This is a genomic window from Halorubrum xinjiangense, from assembly GCF_900102375.1.
GTDB lineage: Archaea > Halobacteriota > Halobacteria > Halobacteriales > Haloferacaceae > Halorubrum > Halorubrum xinjiangense.
The window spans coordinates 51,450-71,810 of sequence record NZ_FNBO01000008.1; the positions used below are offsets into that span (position 1 = coordinate 51,450).

The 20,361-nt window shown below is 70.2% G+C and carries 19 protein-coding genes; 14 read left to right on the forward strand and 5 right to left on the reverse strand.

The annotated features are described in order from the left end of the window. Window positions 1-225 precede the first annotated feature (225 nt). Both F3H13_RS10250 and F3H13_RS10255 read left to right on the forward strand, forming a co-directional pair. The gene (locus F3H13_RS10250) at window positions 226-1,623 is read left to right on the forward strand and encodes a sugar porter family MFS transporter (RefSeq protein WP_149798939.1); all 1,398 of its coding nucleotides are present in this window, start codon (window positions 226-228) and stop codon (window positions 1,621-1,623) included. 107 nt (window positions 1,624-1,730) lie between these two features. After that, a complete protein-coding gene (locus F3H13_RS10255; protein ID WP_149798940.1) occupies window positions 1,731-2,129 on the forward strand; it encodes an OsmC family protein in 399 nt (132 codons plus the stop codon). A gap of 57 nt (window positions 2,130-2,186) precedes the next feature. On the opposite strand, the gene F3H13_RS10260 is transcribed toward F3H13_RS10255, so the two are convergent. Further along, window positions 2,187-4,811 carry a hybrid sensor histidine kinase/response regulator gene (locus F3H13_RS10260; RefSeq protein WP_149798941.1) on the reverse strand — a complete coding sequence of 875 codons (2,625 nt, stop codon included), beginning with the start codon at window positions 4,809-4,811 and terminating at the stop codon, window positions 2,187-2,189. A gap of 46 nt (window positions 4,812-4,857) precedes the next feature. Continuing rightward, entirely contained in the window at window positions 4,858-5,523 is a 666-nt protein-coding gene (locus tag F3H13_RS10265) for an O-methyltransferase (RefSeq protein ID WP_149798942.1), read from the reverse strand. 135 nt (window positions 5,524-5,658) lie between these two features. On the opposite strand from F3H13_RS10265, the gene F3H13_RS10270 reads away from it, so the two are divergent. Further along, window positions 5,659-7,332: an acyl-CoA mutase large subunit family protein gene (locus F3H13_RS10270; RefSeq protein WP_149798943.1), complete on the forward strand. Its 1,674-nt coding sequence runs from the start codon at window positions 5,659-5,661 to the stop codon at window positions 7,330-7,332. 33 nt (window positions 7,333-7,365) lie between these two features. On the opposite strand, the gene F3H13_RS10275 is transcribed toward F3H13_RS10270, so the two are convergent. Next, on the reverse strand, window positions 7,366-8,109 hold the full coding sequence (locus F3H13_RS10275) for a DNA polymerase sliding clamp (RefSeq protein WP_149798944.1): 744 nt from the start codon (window positions 8,107-8,109) through the stop codon (window positions 7,366-7,368). A 113-nt stretch (window positions 8,110-8,222) separates the two neighbouring features. On the opposite strand from F3H13_RS10275, the gene F3H13_RS10280 reads away from it, so the two are divergent. Next, complete coding sequence (locus tag F3H13_RS10280; protein ID WP_149798945.1) at window positions 8,223-8,783, forward strand: hypothetical protein; 561 nt, start codon at window positions 8,223-8,225, stop codon at window positions 8,781-8,783. Window positions 8,784-8,909: 126 nt separating this feature from the next. Here the strand turns inward: F3H13_RS10280 and F3H13_RS10285 are convergent, their stop codons facing one another. After that, window positions 8,910-9,713 carry a formate/nitrite transporter family protein gene (locus tag F3H13_RS10285; protein WP_149798946.1) on the reverse strand — a complete coding sequence of 268 codons (804 nt, stop codon included), beginning with the start codon at window positions 9,711-9,713 and terminating at the stop codon, window positions 8,910-8,912. Between the two features lie 115 nt (window positions 9,714-9,828). Between F3H13_RS10285 and mce the strand changes: the two genes are divergently transcribed. Then, entirely contained in the window at window positions 9,829-10,215 is a 387-nt protein-coding gene (gene mce, locus F3H13_RS10290; protein ID WP_149798947.1) for a methylmalonyl-CoA epimerase, read from the forward strand. Window positions 10,216-10,280: 65 nt separating this feature from the next. On the opposite strand, the gene F3H13_RS10295 is transcribed toward mce, so the two are convergent. Beyond that, the gene (locus tag F3H13_RS10295; protein ID WP_149798948.1) at window positions 10,281-12,410 is read right to left on the reverse strand and encodes a S9 family peptidase; all 2,130 of its coding nucleotides are present in this window, start codon (window positions 12,408-12,410) and stop codon (window positions 10,281-10,283) included. Window positions 12,411-12,547: 137 nt separating this feature from the next. On the opposite strand from F3H13_RS10295, the gene F3H13_RS10300 reads away from it, so the two are divergent. From F3H13_RS10300 to F3H13_RS10340, 9 genes are all read left to right on the forward strand, one after another. Beyond that, window positions 12,548-13,240, forward strand: coding sequence for a cyclase family protein (locus F3H13_RS10300; RefSeq protein ID WP_149798949.1), 693 nt, complete (start codon window positions 12,548-12,550; stop codon window positions 13,238-13,240). A 104-nt stretch (window positions 13,241-13,344) separates the two neighbouring features. Next, window positions 13,345-13,626, forward strand: coding sequence for a 50S ribosomal protein L44e (locus F3H13_RS10305; protein WP_053771189.1), 282 nt, complete (start codon window positions 13,345-13,347; stop codon window positions 13,624-13,626). A gap of 2 nt (window positions 13,627-13,628) precedes the next feature. Beyond that, the gene (locus tag F3H13_RS10310; RefSeq protein ID WP_149798950.1) at window positions 13,629-13,802 is read left to right on the forward strand and encodes a 30S ribosomal protein S27e; all 174 of its coding nucleotides are present in this window, start codon (window positions 13,629-13,631) and stop codon (window positions 13,800-13,802) included. An 18-nt stretch (window positions 13,803-13,820) separates the two neighbouring features. Further along, window positions 13,821-14,621: a translation initiation factor IF-2 subunit alpha gene (locus F3H13_RS10315; protein WP_149798951.1), complete on the forward strand. Its 801-nt coding sequence runs from the start codon at window positions 13,821-13,823 to the stop codon at window positions 14,619-14,621. Window positions 14,622-14,653: 32 nt separating this feature from the next. Further along, window positions 14,654-14,833 (forward strand): RNA-protein complex protein Nop10, encoded by a 180-nt coding sequence (locus F3H13_RS10320; protein WP_004595878.1) that lies wholly within the window; start codon window positions 14,654-14,656, stop codon window positions 14,831-14,833. Between the two features lie 102 nt (window positions 14,834-14,935). Then, window positions 14,936-15,688: a proteasome assembly chaperone family protein gene (locus F3H13_RS10325; RefSeq protein ID WP_149798952.1), complete on the forward strand. Its 753-nt coding sequence runs from the start codon at window positions 14,936-14,938 to the stop codon at window positions 15,686-15,688. A 128-nt stretch (window positions 15,689-15,816) separates the two neighbouring features. Next, the gene (locus F3H13_RS10330) at window positions 15,817-16,983 is read left to right on the forward strand and encodes a thiolase domain-containing protein (protein ID WP_149798953.1); all 1,167 of its coding nucleotides are present in this window, start codon (window positions 15,817-15,819) and stop codon (window positions 16,981-16,983) included. Beyond that, the gene (locus F3H13_RS10335; protein WP_149798954.1) at window positions 16,980-17,417 is read left to right on the forward strand and encodes a Zn-ribbon domain-containing OB-fold protein; all 438 of its coding nucleotides are present in this window, start codon (window positions 16,980-16,982) and stop codon (window positions 17,415-17,417) included. Before F3H13_RS10330 ends, F3H13_RS10335 begins: the two co-directional genes overlap by 4 nt. 119 nt (window positions 17,418-17,536) lie before the next feature. Next, the gene (locus F3H13_RS10340) at window positions 17,537-20,338 is read left to right on the forward strand and encodes a hybrid sensor histidine kinase/response regulator (protein ID WP_149798955.1); all 2,802 of its coding nucleotides are present in this window, start codon (window positions 17,537-17,539) and stop codon (window positions 20,336-20,338) included. The last annotated feature ends 23 nt before the right edge of the window (window positions 20,339-20,361 follow it).

Here is a 20,361-nt window from a genome sequence, read left to right on the forward strand (position 1 = left end):
CCGCGTGTGCCGGTCGCACCGATACCGGGGTCGGCGCGTCCCGCTCCGCAACGGGCCCGTTGCGGGCGCTCGAATATAGAATACTATTCAGATTCGAATAAATATAAACCCCACAGGGGTAGATTCCGCAGATCTTCGGCAGCACAAATATATTTTATATATTTAAATTAATAATAAATCAGAAGCCTTCTAAATAAAAGTTGGTTAGGGCCGAATTGGTACGCCATGTCAACCGCAGATATGCGGGCTGTGATCCGGGGAGAGGGCGGGCGGTTCGTCTACGTCGTCTCCGCGCTCGCAGCGCTCAACGGACTCCTGTTCGGGTTCGACACCGGGATCATCTCCGGAGCCATCCTCTTCATCGACACGACGTTCGAGCTGAGCCCGTTGGTGGAGGGGATCGTCGTCAGCGGCGCGATGGTCGGCGCGGCCGCCGGCGCCGCCGTCGGCGGGCAGCTGTCCGACCGTATCGGGCGCAAGCGGTTCATCCTCCTGTCGGCCGGGGTGTTCTTCCTCGGATCGTTCCTCATGGCGGTCGCGCCGACCGTCGAGGTGCTCGTCGCGGGGCGGATGATCGACGGGATCGCCATCGGGTTCGCGTCGATCGTGGGCCCGCTGTACATCTCCGAGATCGCGCCACCCTCCGTCCGCGGGGGCCTCACGTCCCTGAACCAGCTGATGGTCACCGTCGGGATCCTCTCGTCGTACTTCGTCAACTACGCCTTCTCCGGGTCCGGGTCGTGGCGGATCATGCTCGGCGCGGGGATGGTCCCGGCCCTCGTCCTCGCCGTCGGGATGACCCGAATGCCCGAGAGCCCGCGGTGGCTCTACGAGCGGGGTCGGACCGACGAGGCTCGCGCCGTCCTCCGTCGCACGCGCGACGGCGACGTCGAGTCCGAGCTCTCGGAGATCGAGGCGACCGTCGAAGCGCAGTCCGGAAACGGGGTTCGCGACCTGCTCAGTCCGTGGATGCGTCCGGCGCTGATCGTCGGGCTCGGGCTCGCGGTCTTCCAGCAGGTCACCGGGATCAACGCCGTGATGTACTACGCGCCCACCGTCTTGGAGTCGACCGCGCTCGGCAGCTCGCAGTCGATCCTCGCGTCGGTTGCCATCGGCACCGTCAACGTCGCGATGACGGTCGTCGCGATCCTCCTCGTCGACCGCGTCGGTCGGCGCCCCCTCCTGCTCGTCGGGACCGGGGGGATGATCGGGTCGCTGGGCGTCGCCGGGCTCGTCTTCCAGTTCGCCGACCCGACCGGCGGGATGGGCTGGTTGGCGACGCTCACGCTCATCTCGTTCGTCGCGTTCTTCGCGATCGGGCTCGGCCCGGTGTTCTGGCTGCTGATCTCCGAGATCTACCCGCTCGCCGTCCGCGGGAGCGCGATGGGGATCGTGACCGTCGCCAACTGGCTCGCGAACCTCGCCGTGGCGCTTTCGTTCCCCGTGCTGCTCGACGGGATCGGCACGCCGGCGACGTTCTGGCTGTTCGGCGGCTGTAGCGTCGTCGCCCTCCTCTTCACCCACCGCACCGTCCCCGAGACGAAGGGGCGGACCCTGGAGGCGATCGAGGCCGACCTGCGGGGCGCGACCGGGATGGCCGCGGACGCGTCCGGCGACGACTGACGCGTCGCTGACCGCGAAGCGGTCGACGTCGCGTCGCGGCTCTGCGCGTCCTCGACGTGCCGATGCCGATAGCCTTTATCCCCGCGAGACCGAACGACCAGTCGACTATGGCAGATATCGAGACGTCCACGGTTTCCGAGGAAGGGTACGCAAGCACCAGCCAGGTCGGCGAGTTCGACCTCCAGATCGACGCCACCGACGAGACGGGACCGAACCCGAACGCGGCGCTCGTCGCCACGTACGCCTCCTGTTACCTCCCGGCGCTCCGCGTCGGCGGGAGCCAGCGCGGCGAGGAGGACCTCGGCACGATCCAGATCGACGCGAGCGCCGAGCTCGACGACGACGACGACCTCGAATCGATCGCCTTCGACGTCCACGTAGAGGCCGACCTCGACGACGAGACTGCCGCCGACATCGCCGAGCGCGCTGAGGGCATCTGTCACGTCCACAGCGCGCTCCGCGAGGAACTCCACGCCGACATCAGCGTCTACCCCGGCGCGTTCTGAGTCGACCCGCTCCGTCGACTGCCGGTTTCTCTCTCCGTCCCGTTAGCTCATGACCGCTCAGTCTCGCGGCTCGACCGCCTCGCCCGACGACGCCGACTCCTGTGTTGACGGGCCCGGTCGGTCGACGCCGGTGAACTCGAACCGGGCGCCGCCGCGCTCTCCCTCCGTGACCGCGACGTCCCAGCCGTGGGCCTCGGCGATGCGCTGGACGATGGAGAGCCCGAAGCCGGTGCCGGTCTCGGAGGTGGTGTAGCCGCTCTCGAACACCTTCTCCCGCTCGTCGGGGTCGATTCCGGGCCCGTCGTCCTCGACGTAGAACCCGTCGGGGAGGTCGCCGACGACGACGCGCTCCGCGCCGTGTTCGGCCGAGTTCCTGAACAGGTTCCCGAGGAGCTGTCGGAGCCGTCCGGGGTCGGCGAGGACCTCGCCGTCGGCCTCGATCCCGATTTCGATCGGCGGGACCTCATCCGCGGGTTCGCTCGGGCCGTCGCCGCCGAACGGGTCCTCGCCGCTCGCCGACCCGAACGCGTCGTCGCTGTAGCGGGCGGCCAGCTCGCCGAGGTGGACCCGCTCGAACGACCCGACCGCCTCGCCCTGCTTGGCGAGCGTGAGCACGTCCTCGATCAGCCGCTCCATCTCGTCGAGCGCGCGCTCGCAGCGGTCGAAGTACGAGTCGGTCCCGGTCTCGCGGGCGAGCCGCAGGTAGCCGGAGAGGACGTTGAGCGGGTTCCGGAGGTCGTGCGAGACGATGCTCGCGAACTCGTCGAGCCGCTCGTTCTCGCGCTCTATCCGGCGTTCGTACGCCTTGCGCTCGGAGATGTCGCGGCTGCTCGCGAGGAACCGGTCTTCGCCCTGGACGTCGATCCGCCGGACGTGGACCTCGACGGGGAACCTCGAGCCGTCGGCCCGGGCGAACGTCGTCTCCAGCCGGACCGTCTCGTCCGTCTCTAGCTCGTTCCAGAGGCGCACGCCAGCCTCCCGGTCGAGCTCGGTGTCGACCTCCCAGACGTCCATGCCGACTATCTCCTCGCGGTCATAGCCGAGTGTGTCGGTCATCGCTCGGTTGGCGTCGACGATCTCGCCCGCCTCGTCGTGGATGTCGATCATGTCCGGCGACCGCTCGAACAGCGCCTCCAGCCGTGCGGAGGTGCGTTCGAGGCGGCGCTGCCGGCGCCGCTCGTCCGTCACGTCGCGGGTAATTCCGAGCACGCCGTCGAACTCGCCGTCGATGACGAGGCCCGTCAGCGCGTAGTCGACGATGACGTCGGACTTCGTCGGCAGGTCGAACTCGACCGTGCCGGTGAGCGACTCCCGGTCGCCGGCGACGAGCGCGCCGAACGGGTCGCCGGCGGCGGTCTCTCGGACTCGGTCGACGAGGCGGCTCTGCTCGCCGACGAGCGCCTCGGGTCCAGTGTCGTACACCTCGGCGAGGTGGTCGTTTGCGAGCGCGAACCGACCCTCGGCGTCGTATACGCAGACAGACTGCGGGAGTTCGTCGACGATCCGGCGGTACCGTTCGAGATCGCGTTCGCGCTCCTTCTGCTCAGTGACGTCGATGTGGATACCGACGGCGCGGCGCGGCTCGCCATCCCCGGTCCGCTCAACCACCCGGCCGCGGTCGCGGATCCACCTCCAGTCGCCGCCCTTCGTTCGCATCCGGTAGTCGCATCGGTAGACGTCGGTCTCGCCGGAGAAGTGCGTCTCGATAGCCTCCCACGCGTCGCCGACGTCGTCGGGGTGGACCCGGTCCTCCCACGAGGAGAGGTCGAACGCGAGGTCCTCCGTCTCGTAGCCGAGCATCGCCGCCCACCGCTCGTCGAACCGGACCTCGTCCGTCTGGACGTTCCAGTCCCAGACGCCGACGTCGGCGCCCTCGACGGCCAGCCGGAGCCGCTCGGAGAGCTCGCGGATCTCCCGCTCTCGTTCCCGCTCCTCCGTCACGTCCCGGACGTACAGCGCGAGCCCGTCGGACGTGGGGTAGGCGTTCACGATGAGATCGGCGCCGAGCCGGTCGACGCGTACCTCGAACCGCACCGGTTCGCCGGTCTCGGCGGCCTCGCGGAGGGCCCTCTCGCCGTCGGTACCGGACGTCCCCGGGAACAGGTCCCAGATCCGCTCGCCCAGCAGCTCCTCCGCGTCGAGGTCGATCATCTCGACCGCCCGGTCGTTGAGGTACGCCACCCGCCAGTCGGCGTCGACCTCGCAGTACGCGTCGGAGACGCGTTCTAAGTGTTCCTCGGCCCGACTCTCGCTTCGCGTCCGCGACACCACCCGGTCGACCGCGGCCGCGAGCCGCGCGTACTGGTCGGACGCCGCCCCCTTCCGGAGGTACTCGTCGACGCCCGCGGAGACCGCCTCGCTGGCCACCGCCTCGGACCCCTCGCCGGTGAACAGCACGAACGGGAGGTCGCCGTGTCGCTCGCGGACGGTCTCGAGCAGTTCGACGCCGTCGGTCTCGGGCATCTCGTAGTCGGAGACGACGCAGTCGAACGCGGAGTCGGACAGCGCGTCGAGCGCGGCCGCCGCGCTCTCGACCGGCGTCGCCTCGAACCGGTCGTCGCGCGACTCCAGAAGCGAAGCCGCCACGTCCGCGAACCCCGGCTCGTCGTCGACGACGAGCACGCGGACGGCTGCCCGCCCGTTCGGGTCCCCCGCCTCGCCGACTTCGGTCCCTCCGCTCATCCGGATTGATGTTTTATATCCGACATGGTAACCGTTTCGCTCGGTGTCACCGGAGGACCGTCGAGACGGCGATCCCGGAGCCGACGGGGAGTATCGCCGTCTCCACGGCGTCGTCCGAGCGGACGGTGCCCACGTACTCGCCGATGCCGCGCGTCTCCGCGTCGACCGCGTCGTCCGGGAGCGGTTCGCCCGCCTCGAAGTGCGCGACGAGCGCCTCGGAGTCGATGGGGCCGCGCGTGACGTTGTCGGCGACAATCACGCCGCCGGACCTGACCTTCGGGAGGACCGTCCGGTAGGCGTCGGCGTACCGCCCCTTCTGGTGGTCGATCAGGACCACGTCGAAGGGGCCGTCGTAGCGGTCTATGGTCTCCATCGCGTCCCCCACCTCGAAGGTGACCCGGTCGGCGTAGCCGCCGTCGGCGGCGAACGCGACGCCGCGCTCGGCCTCGTCGGCGTCGAACTCGGTGCAGACCACGCTCTCGGCGCCGCCGCGGAGGAACCACGTGGCGGAGTAGCCGAACCCGGAGCCGAACTCGAAGACGCGGTCCGCGTCCGTGAGGCGCGCGAGCAGCCGGAGGACCGCCCCCGCCTCGGGGCCGATTATCGGAAATCCCCACTCGTCGGCGAGGGCGGCCATCTCCGCCTGGGTCTCGGTGTGGTCCGGCGCCGTCGCCGTCAGGAACCGACGCGCGGGGTCCGTGAGCACGTCCATACCGGCGCCTCGGTCGCGTGATACTTAAATCGGGACGGCGGACCGACCGCCCGGCCGCTGGCGCCCCGATCGCTGCCGCCCCGATCGCCAGCGCGCTGAAAACTGTTAAGTCCCGCTCGGTCGACCGGTTCGATAATGTACGACCCTGAGGAACTCGCCGCGATCCGGGAGGCCAAAGAGTCGTGGGAGGACGGCACCTACGGCGAGACGGTCGACCGATTCGGCGAGCGCGAGGAGACGTTTACCACCGACACCGGGGGTCAGGAGGTCGACCCCCTGTACACCCCTGCGGACGTCGAGGTGGACTACCGCGAGGACCTCGGCTACCCCGGCGAGGAGCCGTACACCCGCGGCGTCTACTCGACGATGCACCGGGGGCGCCTATGGACGATGCGCCAGTACGCCGGGATGGGCACCGCCGCGGAGACGAACGAGCGCTTCCAGTACCTTATCGACGAGGGGTCGTCCGGCCTCTCGATGGCGTTCGACCTCCCGACGCAGATGGGGTACGACTCCGACGCCGCGATGGCCGAGGGGGAGGTGGGGCGCTCGGGCGTCGCCATCGACACCTTAGACGACTTCGAGACGGTGTTCGACGGCATCCCGCTCGACGAGGTGTCCACCTCGATGACGATCAACGCGCCCGCCGCGGTCCTCCTCGCGATGTACGTCGCGATGGGCGACGAGCAGGGCGTCCCGCGCGACCAGCTCCGCGGGACGATCCAGAACGACATCATGAAGGAGTACATCGCGCGGAACCTCTACATCTACCCGCCGAAGCAGTCGATGCGGCTCATCACAGACATCTTCGAGTTCTGCGCTGCGGAGACCCCCTCGTTCAACACCATCTCCATCTCGGGGTACCACATCCGGGAGGCGGGCTCGACCGCGGCCCAGGAGATCGCCTTCACCCTCGGCGACGGTATCGAGTACGTCGAGGCCGCGCTCGACGCCGGGCTCGACGTCGACGAGTTCGCCCCGCAGCTCTCCTTCTTCTTTAACGCCCACAACAACATCTTCGAGGAGGCCGCCAAGTTCCGCGCCGCCCGCCGGATGTGGGCGCAGATCATGGAAGAGCGGTTCGACGCGGAAAACCCCAAATCGAAGCAGCTGAAGTTCCACACCCAGACCGGCGGCTCGACGCTCACCGCCCAGCAGATCGAGAACAACGTCGTCCGCGTCTCGTATCAGGCGCTCGCGGCGGTCCTCGGCGGCACCCAGAGCCTCCACACGAACGGGAAAGACGAGGCGCTCGCGCTCCCGACCGAGAAGTCCGTCCGCACCGCGCTCCGTACCCAGCAGATCCTCGCCCACGAGTCGGGCGCGGCCGACACGATCGACCCGCTCGCGGGCTCGTACTACGTCGAGGACCTCACCGACGGGATCGAAGAGGATGCGTTCGAGATCTTAGAAGAGGTCGACCGCCGCGGCGGCATGCTGGAGGCCGTCGAGAGCGGGTGGGTCCAGCGGCAGATCCAGGACGTCGCCTTCGAGCGCCAAGAGGAGATCGAGGAGGGCGAGCGGATCATCGTCGGCGTCAACGAGTTCGAGGTCGACGAGGAGCCGGAGATGGACTTAGAAGAGGTCGACCCGGAACAGGAGCAGAACCAGCGCGACCGCCTGAACGAGGTGAAAGCCGATCGCGACGACGACGCGGTCGACGACGCGCTCGCGGGGCTCCGCGAGGCCGCGCGGGGGACGGAGAACGTGATGCCCCACGTCGTCGACGCGGTGAAGGCGTACGCGACGGTCCAGGAGATATCCGACGTGCTCCGCGACGAGTTCGGCGAGTACAAGCCGGGACGGTGACCCCCGGCCAACGGGCGGCGGGAGTCGACCGCCTCAGGCCGTGCTGATCCGCGGCGCGAGCCGGTAGGAAACCCGCGGTCCCGCCTCGGCGGCCTCGTACGCGAGGCGGACGAGGAACTCGGTCCCCATCTCGACCGTGACCGACGCGTCGCTCGGGATCGCGTGGTTCATCTCCTTGAGGTAGTCCAGCGAGTAGAGCGAGTCCGCCTCGCCCGGCGAGAAGTCGATCAGGTCCTCCGGACCCAGTTCGACGGTCACGTCGTCGGTGTCGCCCTCGGCCTCGATCCGCAGGGACCGGCGCGACTCCGGCACTCGGAGCCGGAGGTGGTCGGCGACCATGTCCGCGGCCGCGATGCCGCGGTCGAGCTGTGCCCCCGACATCGTGGCCTCTGCCGGCGGCGAGAGCTCCGGGAGATCCGGTTCCTCCCGGACCGTGTCCGGGTCGATGAGGCCGAGCGAGTACGAAAGCGTTTCCACCTCGACGGCTAGCACGCGGCGCTCCGCGTCGAGTCTGAGCCGGACGAGGTCGTCGTCGTCGGACACCCGCACGAGGTCCTCGAGGCGCGTCAAATCGACGCCGATTACCTCGCCGTCGGCCGCGTAGGAGTGGAAGTCGTCGGCGTCGACCTCGACCTCCACCATCGCGACCACTGCGGGGTCCGCGGCCCGGATGGAGACGCCCTCCTCATCGAGCCGCAGGCGGCACTCGTCTACGAGCGCCGCCGTCGCGTCGACCGCGTCTGCCAGCCTGTCCGCTCGGATCGTGGCTTCGAACATGATGTAACGGCCGCCGGTCTGGCTAATAAGTATTCGTGCGCTGCTCCGAGTTTATAATCAGAAACAGATTACAAATTTATATATAGTATATATTCTATAATCGAATACAGAGTATGTCGGAGATCGACCGCGAGCGCGGAATTCTGAGCCCGGCGGACCGAGAGTACCTGCGCGGAGAGCGGGAGTTCTCCGGCGCACAGGCGGAACGGAACGCCCGGGCCCGGATACGGGACCGCGTGTTCGCTGCCACCTTCGACCTTGAACTCCTCGTGGACGCGCTCTCGGACCGCGACCGCGAGCTGGTGTTCGGGAAGCGGTTCGACGAGATCGACGGCGTCGCGGCGTTCGACGCGCTGGTCGCGGCGGTCGCCTTCTACTACCGGGCGACCGACGACGCCGGCGTCCGGTTCGAAGACGTGCTCACGGAGGCGATCAACGTCGCCGAGGCGGGACAGGACAGGGCCGCCTCAGTCGACCTCGACGTCACGTATCACGGCCTCTCCGCCGACGGGCTCCGCAGGAAGCTCCGGACGGGCGAGGAGCTGTCGCTCACCGAGATCGCGTACCTACAGCGGAGCGAGGAGGTATCGTCGAACGAGCTGGCACGCCACCTCGCGGAGGGGCCGGACGAGGTCGACGACGGCCGTATCCAGTCGAAGGTGACGCAGTTCTGACCCGGCCGCTCCGGACGGGCCGCCGTGACCGCACCGCGGTTTCGGACGCGGACGCCCCGCGATTCGGTTCCGGACGCGGACGCTTCGCGATTCGACTCCGGACGCGGACGCTTCCCGCCGGCGCGTTCAGTTCGCGCCCCGGACCACGTGCCCGTACTTCAGGAGCGCGACGAACACGCCGCCGCCGAAGGCGTTGCCGAGCGTCGCCAAGACGAGGAACGCGACGTAGTCCGCCGGGGAGATGGCGGACGAGACGATCAGCCCGAACAGCACCTCGACGTTGCCCGCGACCGAGTGCGGGAGGTGGAGCAGGCCGATCGTGCCGGTGACGATCAACACGAGCAGGATGCGCGCGGTCGTGTCTTGGGCTGCCGTTACGAGCCACGCCAGCAGCCCCATCAGCCACCCGGCGAAGACGCCCCCGACGAACAGCCACGGGAGGTCGTGATCGACGAGCTTCAGCGCGATGGTCTCGAACGAACTCGGGTCGACGACGCCGAGTTCGGGCATCAGCAGGGTCACGAGGAGGGTGAAGAACAGCCCGCCGACGATGTTGCCGACGTACACGAGCCCCCAGAGCCGCCCCAGCTGTCGGGCCGAGGCCTGCCCGTCGATCACCGGGATCACCGCCAGCGTCGTGTGCTCCGTGAACAGCTCGGAGCGGCCCAGGATGACGAACATGAAGCCGATGGAGTAGACGCTCGCCAGCAGGAGCTCCGTCGAAAGGTCGCCGAAGGTCCCGGGCGAGAGGGTCAACACGACAGCCATCATCAGCGGCCCGAATCCGATATCGAGCCCCGCGGACAGCCCCGAGAGCAGCAGGCCGGACCGCTCCCGATTCATCTCGTGGAGCCCGGTCTCGAGCAGCGAACCGAGGATGTTCCGTGACGACATCTGCTCCGTCGCCGCGTCGGTCTGTGAGTCGCTCACTGGTCTGGACGCAGTTCTCCCGGGGCTCACCCAAACCTTTGGATATCGGCGGGGCGGGAATGGGAGTCGCGCCGCCCGCGGACGTTATAAGTCGACGGCGCCGGATCCGGAACGTATGCGCTTCGACCACGTCGGCGTCGCCACGCGCGACGCCACCGCGCTGGCCGACCTGTTCGGCGGGCTGCTCGACGCGCCGGTCGCCCACGAGGAGACGTTCGACGACATGCGGATTGTCTTCCTCGAACTCGACGGCGGCGGCTACTTCGAGCTGCTCGAGCCGGACGCCGGCGGAACGATCGCGGACTACCTCGACTGCGAGGGGCCCGGAGTCCACCACGTCGCGCTCGCGGTCGACGACCTCCCGGCCGCGCTCGACGACGCGCGCGACCTCGGCATCGACCTCGTCGACGAGGAGCCGCGCCCCGGCGCGTGGGGCCACGAGGTGGCGTTCTGCCACCCGCGGTCGACGGGCGGCGTGCTCGTCGAGTTCGTCGAACACTGAACTCCGGCTCGCGGCGGCCTCAACCGTCGGCCGCCCGCCGGCAGCTCAGTCGTCGGGTCGGCGGCTCAGTCGTCGCCCTCCGCCTCGACCGCCGGGTCGTGCGTCTCGTACCAGTCGAGGATCTTCTCTAGCCGGTGAATCGCGCGGTCGGGGTCGCCGATGTTGTGGTGTTCGTCGGGGTAGACGACCAGCTCGGCGTCGATCCCCCGCTTGCGGGCGGCGACGTACAGCTGCTCCGACTGCGAGGGGGGGCAGCGCCAGTCCTCGCCGCCGGCCATCACCAGCAGCGGCGTCTCGATGTTCCCGGCGTCGAGGACCGCAGTCGAGGAGTCGTACGCCTCGGGGTTCTCCCACGGGAGCCCGAACTCGGCCTCCAGCCAGACGTGGGTGTCGTCGGTGCCGAACGCCGAGCGGAGGTCGTAGATGCCGTGCTCCGGCGCCGCCGCCGTGAACAGGTCGGGCTCCTGCGTGACGAGGAACCCCTGCGCGATGCCGCCGTACGAGAAGCCGTGGCCGAACACGCGGTCGGGGTCGACCCAGCCGCGCTCCGCGAGCGACTCGACCCCCGCTGCGATGTCGTCGACCTCGGCGGTCCCCCACTTGCCGGTCAGCTCCGCGGTGAACTTCCGGCCGCGGGAGGTGCCGCCGCGGTAGTTCGGCCGGAAGACGAGGTACCCCCGGCTCGTCAGGGCGGCGTGCCCGAAGCTGAACACCGGCTCGTCGTACGACATCGGGCCGCCGTGGATCGCCACCACCAGCGGGTGGTCGCCGTCCGCGGGGTCGATCTCGGGGTCGTGATAGAGCACGCCGTCGAGCGTCCAGCCGTCGGACTCCCACTCGACGCGCTCGGCGGCCGGCATCGCGAACTCGTCGACGAGCGACTCGTTGACCTGAGTGAGTCGCCGGAAGGAGTCAGGCTCGGAAGACGCGTCGAGATCCTCACCGTCGACTGCGTAGAGGTCGCTCCCGTCTTCCGGGTCCGAGAGCACCGTCACCGCGGTCGAGCCGTCGCCGGCGACGTCGAACCCGGCCATGGCGCGGTCGCGGCCCTGCGCCTCGAAGACGCGCTCTGCGGTCCCGTCGGTCTCGACGCGGACCAGCCGCGTGTGACTCTCGTCGGCGATCCGGACGTACAGCGCGCCGTTGATCCACACCGGCCCCCCGCCGCGGGCGACCGTCCGGTCGAGGTCGGCGGTGAGCGAGACGGGACCGTCGTCGGCGCCCGCTCCGATCAGGTACACCTCCGCCGGGGCGGGCGGGTCGTCGGGGTCGCTCGCCACCGTCGCGATCCCGTCGCCGTCGGGACGCCACGCCGGCGCGCCGTGGGAGAGGTCGCCGTCCGTGAGTCGCTCCGCGTCGCCGCCGTCGGGCGACACCGCGTAGAGGTCGCGGACGGTGGTGTCGTCGGGGCGGTCCAGTCGACAGGACGTGAACGCGATCCGGCCGCCCTCGCCCCACGCCGGGTCCATGCCGGCGAGGTCCTCGAAGGCACCGCCGCCGTACGCGTCGTCGAGCCGCCGGGGGTCGCTCTCGGGGTCGTCGAGGTCGACGACGAAGAGGTAGCGCGTCACGTCGTCGGTCCAGCCGGCGCCGTTCACCTTGTGCTGGAGCCGGGTCGTCTCGATCGGGCCGCCCTCCTCGCGCACCTGATCGAGGTACGCGGACTCCTCGTCGGTCGGGTCGCGCGACTCGATCACCAGGCGGTCGCCGTCGGGCGACCAGTCGAAGCCGGCGACCCCCTCGTCGCGCTCCGTGATCTGCCGGGCGTCGCCGCCCAAGGCGAGGTCGAAGATCCACACCTGCGGCTTCGGCTCCTCGTCGCCGTTCCCGAGGGGTTCGTCCTCGTCCTCGTCTCCTTCATCCTCTTCGGCGTCATCGTCTTCGGGCTCCCCGTCGTCCTCCTCGTCTCGGTCCCGCCAGCCCACTCGGCGCTCGGCGTCGCGCTCGCGGGCGGCCACGAACGCGAGTCGGTCGCCGTCGGGGCCCCACGTCGGCGCGGAGGCGCCCGAAGCGCTCGTCAGGCGGTGCGGCTCGCGGGAGCCGTCGGTGGGGACGACGAACAGCGAGGAGACCGCTTCGTCGGCGGCCTGGTCGTACTCGGTCGCGGTGAAGGCGACGCGATCGCCCGTCGGGGAGACGGCGACCTCGCCGACCTGGGTCAGGTCGTAGTAGGCGTCGAGCGGCAGTTCCGACATGAACACATCCAGCCGCGGGCGCAGGAAATACGTTCGGGCCGCGGAACCTCGGCGGGCGACCCCGGCCCGACGCCCCCGCGGAGCGCGGAGCGGTCGCCAGCGACCGACTTAACCGCGCCGCGCCCCGACCGCCGGCCGTGTTCCGCGACTGTTCGCACCCGATCGCGACGGGGATGCCCACCTACCCGGGCGACCCCGACGTGACCCTCGCGCCCGACGCGACCCACGAGGGCGACGGCTACGCGACGAGCGAACTCCGGACCGGCACCCACGCCGGAACCCACGTGGACGCGCCGAAGCACACGCTTCCGGACGGCGAGGCGATCGACGAGCGAGGCGTCGGGCGATTCGCGTTCGACGCTCGCCTCGTCGACGTCCGGCCGTTGGGGCCGCGAGACCCGATCGCCCCCGCTGCGCTGTCCGAGCCGAGCAATCTCGACGCCGACGTCGACCTCCTCGTCCTCCGGACGGGCTGGGAGTCGCACTGGGGGACCGACCGGTACCGCGATCACCCGTACCTGACCGCTGCGGCCGCCGAGCGCTGTCGGGCGGCGGGCGTCGGGATCGGCCTCGACACCTACGGGCCGGACCCGACGCCCGCTGTCGACGCGGAGTCGGATGAGGGCGGCGAGCCGGCGGCCTCGGACGAACGCGACGAACCGACCGGAACCCCGGCTCACGACGCGCTCTTGGGAGAGTCGCTCCCGATCGTCGAGAACCTCCGCGGGCTCGACGGGCTCCCCGAACGATTCCGGCTGTACGCCTTCCCGCTCCGGCTGCGCGGCGCCGACGGGTCTCCGGTGCGCGCGGTCGCGGAGTGGGAAGAGTAGACGGGAGACGGAGACGCGAGCCGCCGCGCACGCCGGCTCGCGGGCGCCCCAGACCAAACCCGTTTTAAGCGTCGGCGACGAACCGCGTCTCAAGGTCGATATCCATGGAAATGCCACGCCGCTTCAACACGTACTGCCCCCACTGTGACTCCCATCAGGAGCACGAGGTGGAGAAGGTTCGATCGGGTCGCGCGACCGGAATGAAACGCGACGCTCGGCAGCGACGCCGCGCGCTCGCGACCATCGGCAACGCCGGCGGGTACTCGAAGGTGCCCGGTGGCGACAAGCCGACGAAAAAGACCCACCTGAAGTACCGCTGCGGCGACTGCGGAAAGGCCCACATGCGCGAGGGATGGCGCGCCGGCCGTCTCACGTTCCAGGAGTAAGCATGGCGGGAGACTTCCACCGCGTCGCCTGCGGCGACTGCGAGAACGAACAGGTCGTCTTCGGCAAGGCCTCCGCGACGGTGTCGTGTGCGGTCTGCGGCACGACCCTCGCGACCCCCACCGGCGGGGAGGCGGAGCTTCACGGCGAAATCGTCGAAACCGTTGAGGCGCGGTAACCGCCTCACCGCTCCGTCATGAAGTACAGCGGCTGGCCCGAACCCGGCGAGCTGGTGGTCGGCGACGTCGACGAGATCGCCGACTTCGGCGTCTTCGTCGACTTGGACGAGTACGAGGACAAGCGCGGCCTCTGTCACATCAGCGAGGTCGCCTCCGGCTGGATCAAGAACGTCCGCGACCACGTCCGCGAGGGACAGACGGTCGTCGCGAAGGTGCTAGAGGTCGACGAGTCGTCGAGCCAGATCGACCTCTCGATCAAAGACGTCAACGAGCACCAGCGCAAGGAGACGATCCAGGACTGGAAGAACTCGCAGAAGGCGGACAACTGGATGCTCATCGCGCTCGGCGAGGACGTCGACGACGACCGCTACACGGCGGTCGCCAACGCCCTCCTCGCGGAGTACGAGAGCCTCTACGACGCCTTCGAGTCCGCGGCGATCAGCGGCGACGAGGCGCTCGACGACGTCGACGTCGACGACGACACCGCCGACGCGGTCGTCACGGCCGCCCGCGACAACGTCTCCGTCCCGTACGTCGACGTGACGGGGTACGTCGACCTCGAGTCGGCGGCCCCGGACGGCGTCGACGACGTGCGCGACGCGCTCGCCGCCGCCGAGGGGAACGGCGAGGTCCCGGACGGCGTCGAGCTCGACGTCGGCTACGTCGGCTCGCCCGAGTACCGTATCAAGGTCCGCGCGCCGGACTACAAGACCGCGGAGAGCCAACTCGAATCCGCCGCCGAGCGCGCCCGCGAGTCGATCGAGGCCGCCGGCGGCGTCGGCGAGTTCCACCGCGAGCGACGCGAAGACGACGAGTAACTACGAGCCGCTCGACCCGCGATCCTTTTACCGTGAAATCAGATATCCGCGTCTGCGCGAACTGGGAGACCGCTCACGACCGACCGGTGTACGCGCTCGGCGACCGCTGTCCGGCGTGCGACGGCCCGACCGAGAACAGCGCGCCGGCCCCGTTCGGCCCAGAGGACCCCTACGGCGAGTACCGCCGGCGCGCGCGCCGGCGGTCGGAGTAGCATTTGACCGGCCGACGGCGCGGCGGGCTCCCGTCTGACGCGATCGATCCCGAGCCGTCCGAATAGCCACGCTCTTGTGACCGCCGCCCGGACGGACGGGGTATGGAGGACATCGAGATAGACGAGGTCGCGACGCCGGAGCTTACGGACCCGGTGTTGATCGAGGGGCTGCCGGGCGTCGGCCACGTGGGGAAACTGGCGGCCGAACACCTGTTAGAAGAGTTCGACGGGGAGCTGGTCCGCCGGGTGTACGCCACGGAGTTCCCGCCGCAGGTGAACGTCGACGACGAGGGGGTCGCGGCGCTGACCTGTGCCGAGTTCCACGCCGTCGAGACCGACGGCGCCGACCTGCTCGTGTTGACCGGCGACCACCAGGCCGGGTCGAACGCGGGCCACTACAAGCTCACCTCGACGTTCCTCGACATCGCCGAATCGTTCGGCGCCGAGCGGGCGTTCGCGCTCGGCGGCGTCCCCACCGGCGAGCTCGTCGAGGAGTACACCGTCCTCGGCGCGGTCTCGGACGGCGACCTCACCGACGACCTCGAAGACGCCGGCGTGGAGTTCCGCGCGGACGAGCCGGCGGGGGGAATCGTCGGCGTCTCCGGCCTCGTGCTGGGGCTCGGCGGCCGCCGCGGGCTCGACGCCGCCTGCCTGATGGGTGAGACGAGCGGCTATCTCGTCGACCCGAAGAGCGCGCGCGCCGTACTGGAGGTCTTGGAGGCCGTCCTCGACCTGTCCGTCGACTACGAGAGCTTAGAGGACCGCGCCGAGGAGATGGAGGAGGTCGTCGGCAAGATCCGCGAGATGCAAGAGGGGCCGGCGGTGCCCGACGACGACCTCCGGTATATCGGTTGAGCGCGGCCGCGACCGACCGACTCGCGACGGCTCGCACCGCTTTCGTTCGCCGCGTCCCTTCTCGCCTCGGCCGACCGGAACCCCCGCTTCCGGCAAAGATAAACCGTATCCCCGATCATCGTTCGTGTATGACAGACGTACGCGTCGCCGGGGTCGGGCTCACTCCCTTCGGCAGCCACCCGGAACGGACCGGCCGCGACCTGTTCGGCGAGGCCGCGCTGCGGGCGTTCGAGGACGCCGACGTCGACAGGGCCGACGTCGAGGAGCTGAACTACGGGAACTTCATGGGCGCGCTCGCCGAGCACCAGGGCCATCAGGCGCCGCTGATGGCCGAGGCCGCGGGGGTCCGCTGCCCGGCGACGCGCTACGAGTCGGCGTGCGCGTCGGCCGGCGTCGCGGTCCGCGAGGCGGTCCGGACGGTGGCGGCGGGCGACGCCGACGTCGTCCTCGCGGGCGGGATGGAGCGCATGACGAACCTCCCGACCGACGAGGTGACGGAGGGACTCGCCATCGCGGCCGACGACCTCTTCGAGGTGCGGGCGGGCGTGACGTTCCCGGGGGCCTACGCGCTCATGGCGAACGCGTACTTCGACGCCTACGGCGGGAGCCGCGAGGACCTCGCCCACGTCGCGTCGAAGAACCACGAAAACGCCGTGCCGAACGAGTACGCCCAATACCGAAAGGAGGTGTCCGTCGCGGAGGCGATGGACGCCCCGCCGGTCGCGGAGCCGCTCCACCTCTACGACGCCTGTCCGATAACCGACGGCGCGAGCGCGCTCGTGCTCGTCTCCGGGGAGTACGCAGAGCGTCACGACCTCGACGCCCCGGTCGCGGTGACCGGAACCGGACAGGGCACCGACCGGATGGCGCTCGGCGACCGCGAGCACCTCGCGCGAACGCCGGCCGCGGCCGACGCGGCCGACGCGGCCTACGCCGACGCCGGAATCGAGGCGGCCGACGTCGACCTCGCCGAGGTCCACGACTGCTTCACCATCGCCGAGGTGCTGGCGCTGGAGTCGCTGGGCCTGTTCGAGCATGGCGAGGGGATAACGGCGGCCCGCGAGGGGGTCACGACCGCCGACGGCGACCTCCCGGTGAACCTCTCGGGCGGGCTGAAGGCGAAGGGCCACCCGGTCGGCGCGACCGGTGGCTCCCAGATCGCGGAGCTGACCCGGCTCCTCCGCGGCGACCACCCCAACAGCGACCGCGTCCCGGACGCGGCGGTCGGCGTCGCGCACAACGCGGGCGGCACGGTCGCCAGCGCGGTCGTCCACGTGCTGGAGGTGGCGGAATGAGCGACGACGGCGCGGACCCGGCGGACGACGCGGTCCCGGCGGACCGCGACTACGCCGACTGGCTCGACGCGCTCGCCGACGGCGACGGGTTCGCCTTGGTCTGCTCGGACGGCCACGGCTCGCTCCCGCCGCGTCGGGTGTGTCCCGAGTGCGGGGCCGCCGACCTCTCGCGGGAGCCCCTCGACGAGACGGGGACCGTCGAGACGTACAGCGTCGTCCACGTCCCGTCGCCGCGCTTCGCGGACGACGCGCCGTACGCGACGGCGGTGGTCGAGTTCGGCCCGACGCGGCTGACGGGGATCGTCCGCGACGGCGACCGCGGAAGCGACGCGACGCCCGACGTCGAAATCGGCGACTCTGTCGCGGTCGACGTGGGCGAGCGGGCCACCGACGGCGAGCGCCTCGTCGTCTTCCGGCCCGCGGGCGAGAGCTGAGCGCGGGACCCGACAAACGGGTCCGCGAGTCGAAACGGCTCCCGGTCTTCGGACGTATCCCGGTGACGAGCATGTCAGCGCCAAAACCGTTATATCCGGGTCGTCGGTAGTCGGGACATATGTCCGACCGCATTCCGGTCCTCCTCGTCGACGACGACCCGGACCTCCGCGCGGTCACCGCCTCCTACTTAGAGCGCGAGGCCGACCGGATCGCGGTCGAGACGGCGCTCGACGCGGCCGCCGGGCTCGACGTCTTGGCGGATCGCGAGGTCGAGTGCGTCGTCTCCGACTACGAGATGCCCGGAACAGACGGGCTCGAGTTCCTCGCCACGGTCCGCGAACGCTACCCGGAGCTCCCGTTCATCCTCTTTACCGGACGGGGGAGCGAGGAGGTCGCGAGCGAGGCGATCTCCGCCGGCGTCACCGACTACCTCCAGAAGCGGGGCGGCACGGAGCGGTACGAGCGATTGGCGAACCGGATCGTCGAGGCCGTCGAGAAGCGCCGGGCTGAACGGGACGCCGAGCGAGCGATCGGCCAGTTCCGCGCGGTCGCGGAAGGGGCGTCGGACGCGATCCTGTCGATCGACACCGACAGCGTGATCCGGTTCGCAAACCCGGCCGTCGAGTCCGTGTTCGGGTACGAACCGTCGGAGCTGGAGGGGGAGCCCCTGACGACGCTGATGCCCGAACGACACCGCGAGGACCACCGCGAGGCGGTCGATCGATACCTCGCCTCCGGCGAACGCGGCGTCGACTGGTCGGACGTTCGGTTCAACGCGCTCCACCGCGACGGCCGGGAGATCCCGGTGTCCGTATCGTACGGCGAGTTCTCGGCGGACGGCGAGCGGCAGTTCGTCGGCGTGATCCGCGACGACAGTGAGCGCGACCGACACCGGGCGTTCATCGAACACGCCGGCGACGTGGTCGCGGTGCTGTCGAGCGAGTGGCGGTTCCGGTACCTGAGTCCCTCCTGTGAAAGCGTGACGGGCCACGCGCCGTCGGACCTGATCGGAGAGCGGTCGTTGGACTACGTCCACCCGCACGACCGGGAGGCGGTGAAGGCGGCGTTCGGCGACGTCCGCGCGGGCGGAGACCCGCCGACCGCCGAGTACCGGTTCGAGACGGCCGACGGGGAGTACCGCTGGCTCGAATCGGTCGGCAGCGATCGGATCGAGACCGACGGGGTCGAGGGGTACGTCGTCACCACGCGCGACGTCTCCGCGCGGAAGGAGCGCGAGCGCACGCTCGCCCGGCTCCGTGAGTGGACCCGGGAGCTCAACTACACCCGGACCACCGACGAGGCGGCCCAGCTGGCGGTCGAGGCGGTCGACGACCTGATCGACGCCGGCCTGAGCGGTATCCACTTGCGCACCGAGGACGGAGACCGCCTCGAACCGGCCGCGCTCGGCGAGTCGGTTCCCTCGATGTTCGAGACGCAGCCGGCGTACGACCGGGACGAGCCGCCCGGGACGCGGGCGGCGCTGGCGTGGGACGCCTTCGAGGGCGAGGAGTCGGTCGTCATCGACGAGCTGTCGTCGTACGAGTCCCTCGACGAGGCCTCGCCCGCGGAGAGCCTCGTGTTGCGCCCGATCGGCGGCCACGGGCTGTTCGTCGTCTCCGCCCCGGAACCGCACGTCTTCAGCGACACGGACGTGCTCGTGGCCGAGATCCTCTCCGGCCACCTCGAGGCGGCGCTCGACCGCATCGAGCGGGAGAGCCGCGTCGAGCGGCTCCACGGCGCCACCCGGACGCTCGTGCGAGCGGAGTCCCGGGAGGAGATCGCCGAGCGGGCGGTCGAGGCGGCCACCGACGTGCTGGGGTTCTCGATCGTCACCGTCCGGGTCCACGACGAGGCGGCGGGCGGACTGGTTCCGTCGGCGGTCTCGCCGGAGGCCGAGGAGCTGCTGCCGGACCGCGAGACGTTCACGCCCGACGGCGGGAGCCTCAACTGGGGGGCGTTCGAGGCCGGCGAGACGCGGATGTACGACGACATCCGGGCGGCGGACGCGCTCGACGCCGACACGGCGCTCCGGAGCCTCCTGATCGTCCCGATCGGCGAGTACGGGACGATCGCGATCGGCGAGACGGAGCCGGGGGTGTTCGACGGGGTCGACGAGTACCTCGCCGGGATCTTGGCGACCGCGGCCGAGACGGCGTTCCAGGCGGAGGCGCGCACCCGGCGGCTCGCCGAGCGGACCGCCGAGCTGGAGCACCAGAACGACCGCTTAGAGGAGTTCGCGGGCGTGGTGTCACACGACCTCCGGAACCCGCTCGAAGTCGCGCGCGGCCGGACCGAGCTGGCCCGAGAGGAGTGCGACAGCGAGCACCTGACGGCGGTCGAGCGCGCGCACGATCGGATGACCGCGCTGATAGACGACCTGCTCACGCTCGCCCGCGAGGGCGACCCCGTGACCGACGCCGAGCCGGTCGACCTGGGACGCGTCGTCGGCTCCTGTTGGCGGACCGTTGACACGAGGGGCGCGACGCTGCGCAACGAGGCCGAAGGGACCGTCGTGGCGGACGAGGGGCGGCTCAAACAGCTGTTAGAGAACCTGATCCGGAACAGCGTCGAGCACGGCTCGACGGGCAGCGAGGGACGGAGTCCCTCGAGCAACCAGGCTCCGCCCGGTGACAGCCGGACGGAGTCCGGCGACGCGGTCGAACACGGCGGCGGGGACGTGACGGTCACGGTCGGGACGCTCCCCGACGGCTTCTACGTGTCCGACGACGGGCCGGGGATCGACCCGGCCCGGCGGGAGGCGGTGTTCGACGCCGGCCACTCGACCTCGCAGTCGGGGACCGGGTTCGGGCTGCGGATCGTCGAGCAGGTGGCCGACGCGCACGGCTGGTCGGTGCGGGCGGTCGAGAGCGAGGCCGGCGGCGCGCGGTTCGAGGTCACGGGCGTCGAGTCCGCGAACTGACGGTCTCGGGACGCGCGCGGAAA

Bases quoted from the DNA above. Each gene is read 5' to 3' on its own strand.
- F3H13_RS10250 (WP_149798939.1), top strand. From the start codon at position 226: ATGTCAACCGCAGATATGCGGGCTGTGATCCGGGGAGAGGGCGGGCGG.
- F3H13_RS10255 (WP_149798940.1), top strand. From the start codon at position 1,731: ATGGCAGATATCGAGACGTCCACGGTTTCCGAGGAAGGGTACGCAAGC.
- F3H13_RS10260 (WP_149798941.1), bottom strand. From the start codon at position 4,811: ATGAGCGGAGGGACCGAAGTCGGCGAGGCGGGGGACCCGAACGGGCGG.
- F3H13_RS10265 (WP_149798942.1), bottom strand. From the start codon at position 5,523: ATGGACGTGCTCACGGACCCCGCGCGTCGGTTCCTGACGGCGACGGCG.
- F3H13_RS10270 (WP_149798943.1), top strand. From the start codon at position 5,659: ATGTACGACCCTGAGGAACTCGCCGCGATCCGGGAGGCCAAAGAGTCG.
- F3H13_RS10275 (WP_149798944.1), bottom strand. From the start codon at position 8,109: ATGTTCGAAGCCACGATCCGAGCGGACAGGCTGGCAGACGCGGTCGAC.
- F3H13_RS10280 (WP_149798945.1), top strand. From the start codon at position 8,223: ATGTCGGAGATCGACCGCGAGCGCGGAATTCTGAGCCCGGCGGACCGA.
- mce (WP_149798947.1), top strand. From the start codon at position 9,829: ATGCGCTTCGACCACGTCGGCGTCGCCACGCGCGACGCCACCGCGCTG.
- F3H13_RS10295 (WP_149798948.1), bottom strand. From the start codon at position 12,410: ATGTCGGAACTGCCGCTCGACGCCTACTACGACCTGACCCAGGTCGGC.
- F3H13_RS10305 (WP_053771189.1), top strand. From the start codon at position 13,345: ATGGAAATGCCACGCCGCTTCAACACGTACTGCCCCCACTGTGACTCC.
- F3H13_RS10310 (WP_149798950.1), top strand. From the start codon at position 13,629: ATGGCGGGAGACTTCCACCGCGTCGCCTGCGGCGACTGCGAGAACGAA.
- F3H13_RS10315 (WP_149798951.1), top strand. From the start codon at position 13,821: ATGAAGTACAGCGGCTGGCCCGAACCCGGCGAGCTGGTGGTCGGCGAC.
- F3H13_RS10325 (WP_149798952.1), top strand. From the start codon at position 14,936: ATGGAGGACATCGAGATAGACGAGGTCGCGACGCCGGAGCTTACGGAC.
- F3H13_RS10330 (WP_149798953.1), top strand. From the start codon at position 15,817: ATGACAGACGTACGCGTCGCCGGGGTCGGGCTCACTCCCTTCGGCAGC.
- F3H13_RS10335 (WP_149798954.1), top strand. From the start codon at position 16,980: ATGAGCGACGACGGCGCGGACCCGGCGGACGACGCGGTCCCGGCGGAC.
- F3H13_RS10340 (WP_149798955.1), top strand. From the start codon at position 17,537: ATGTCCGACCGCATTCCGGTCCTCCTCGTCGACGACGACCCGGACCTC.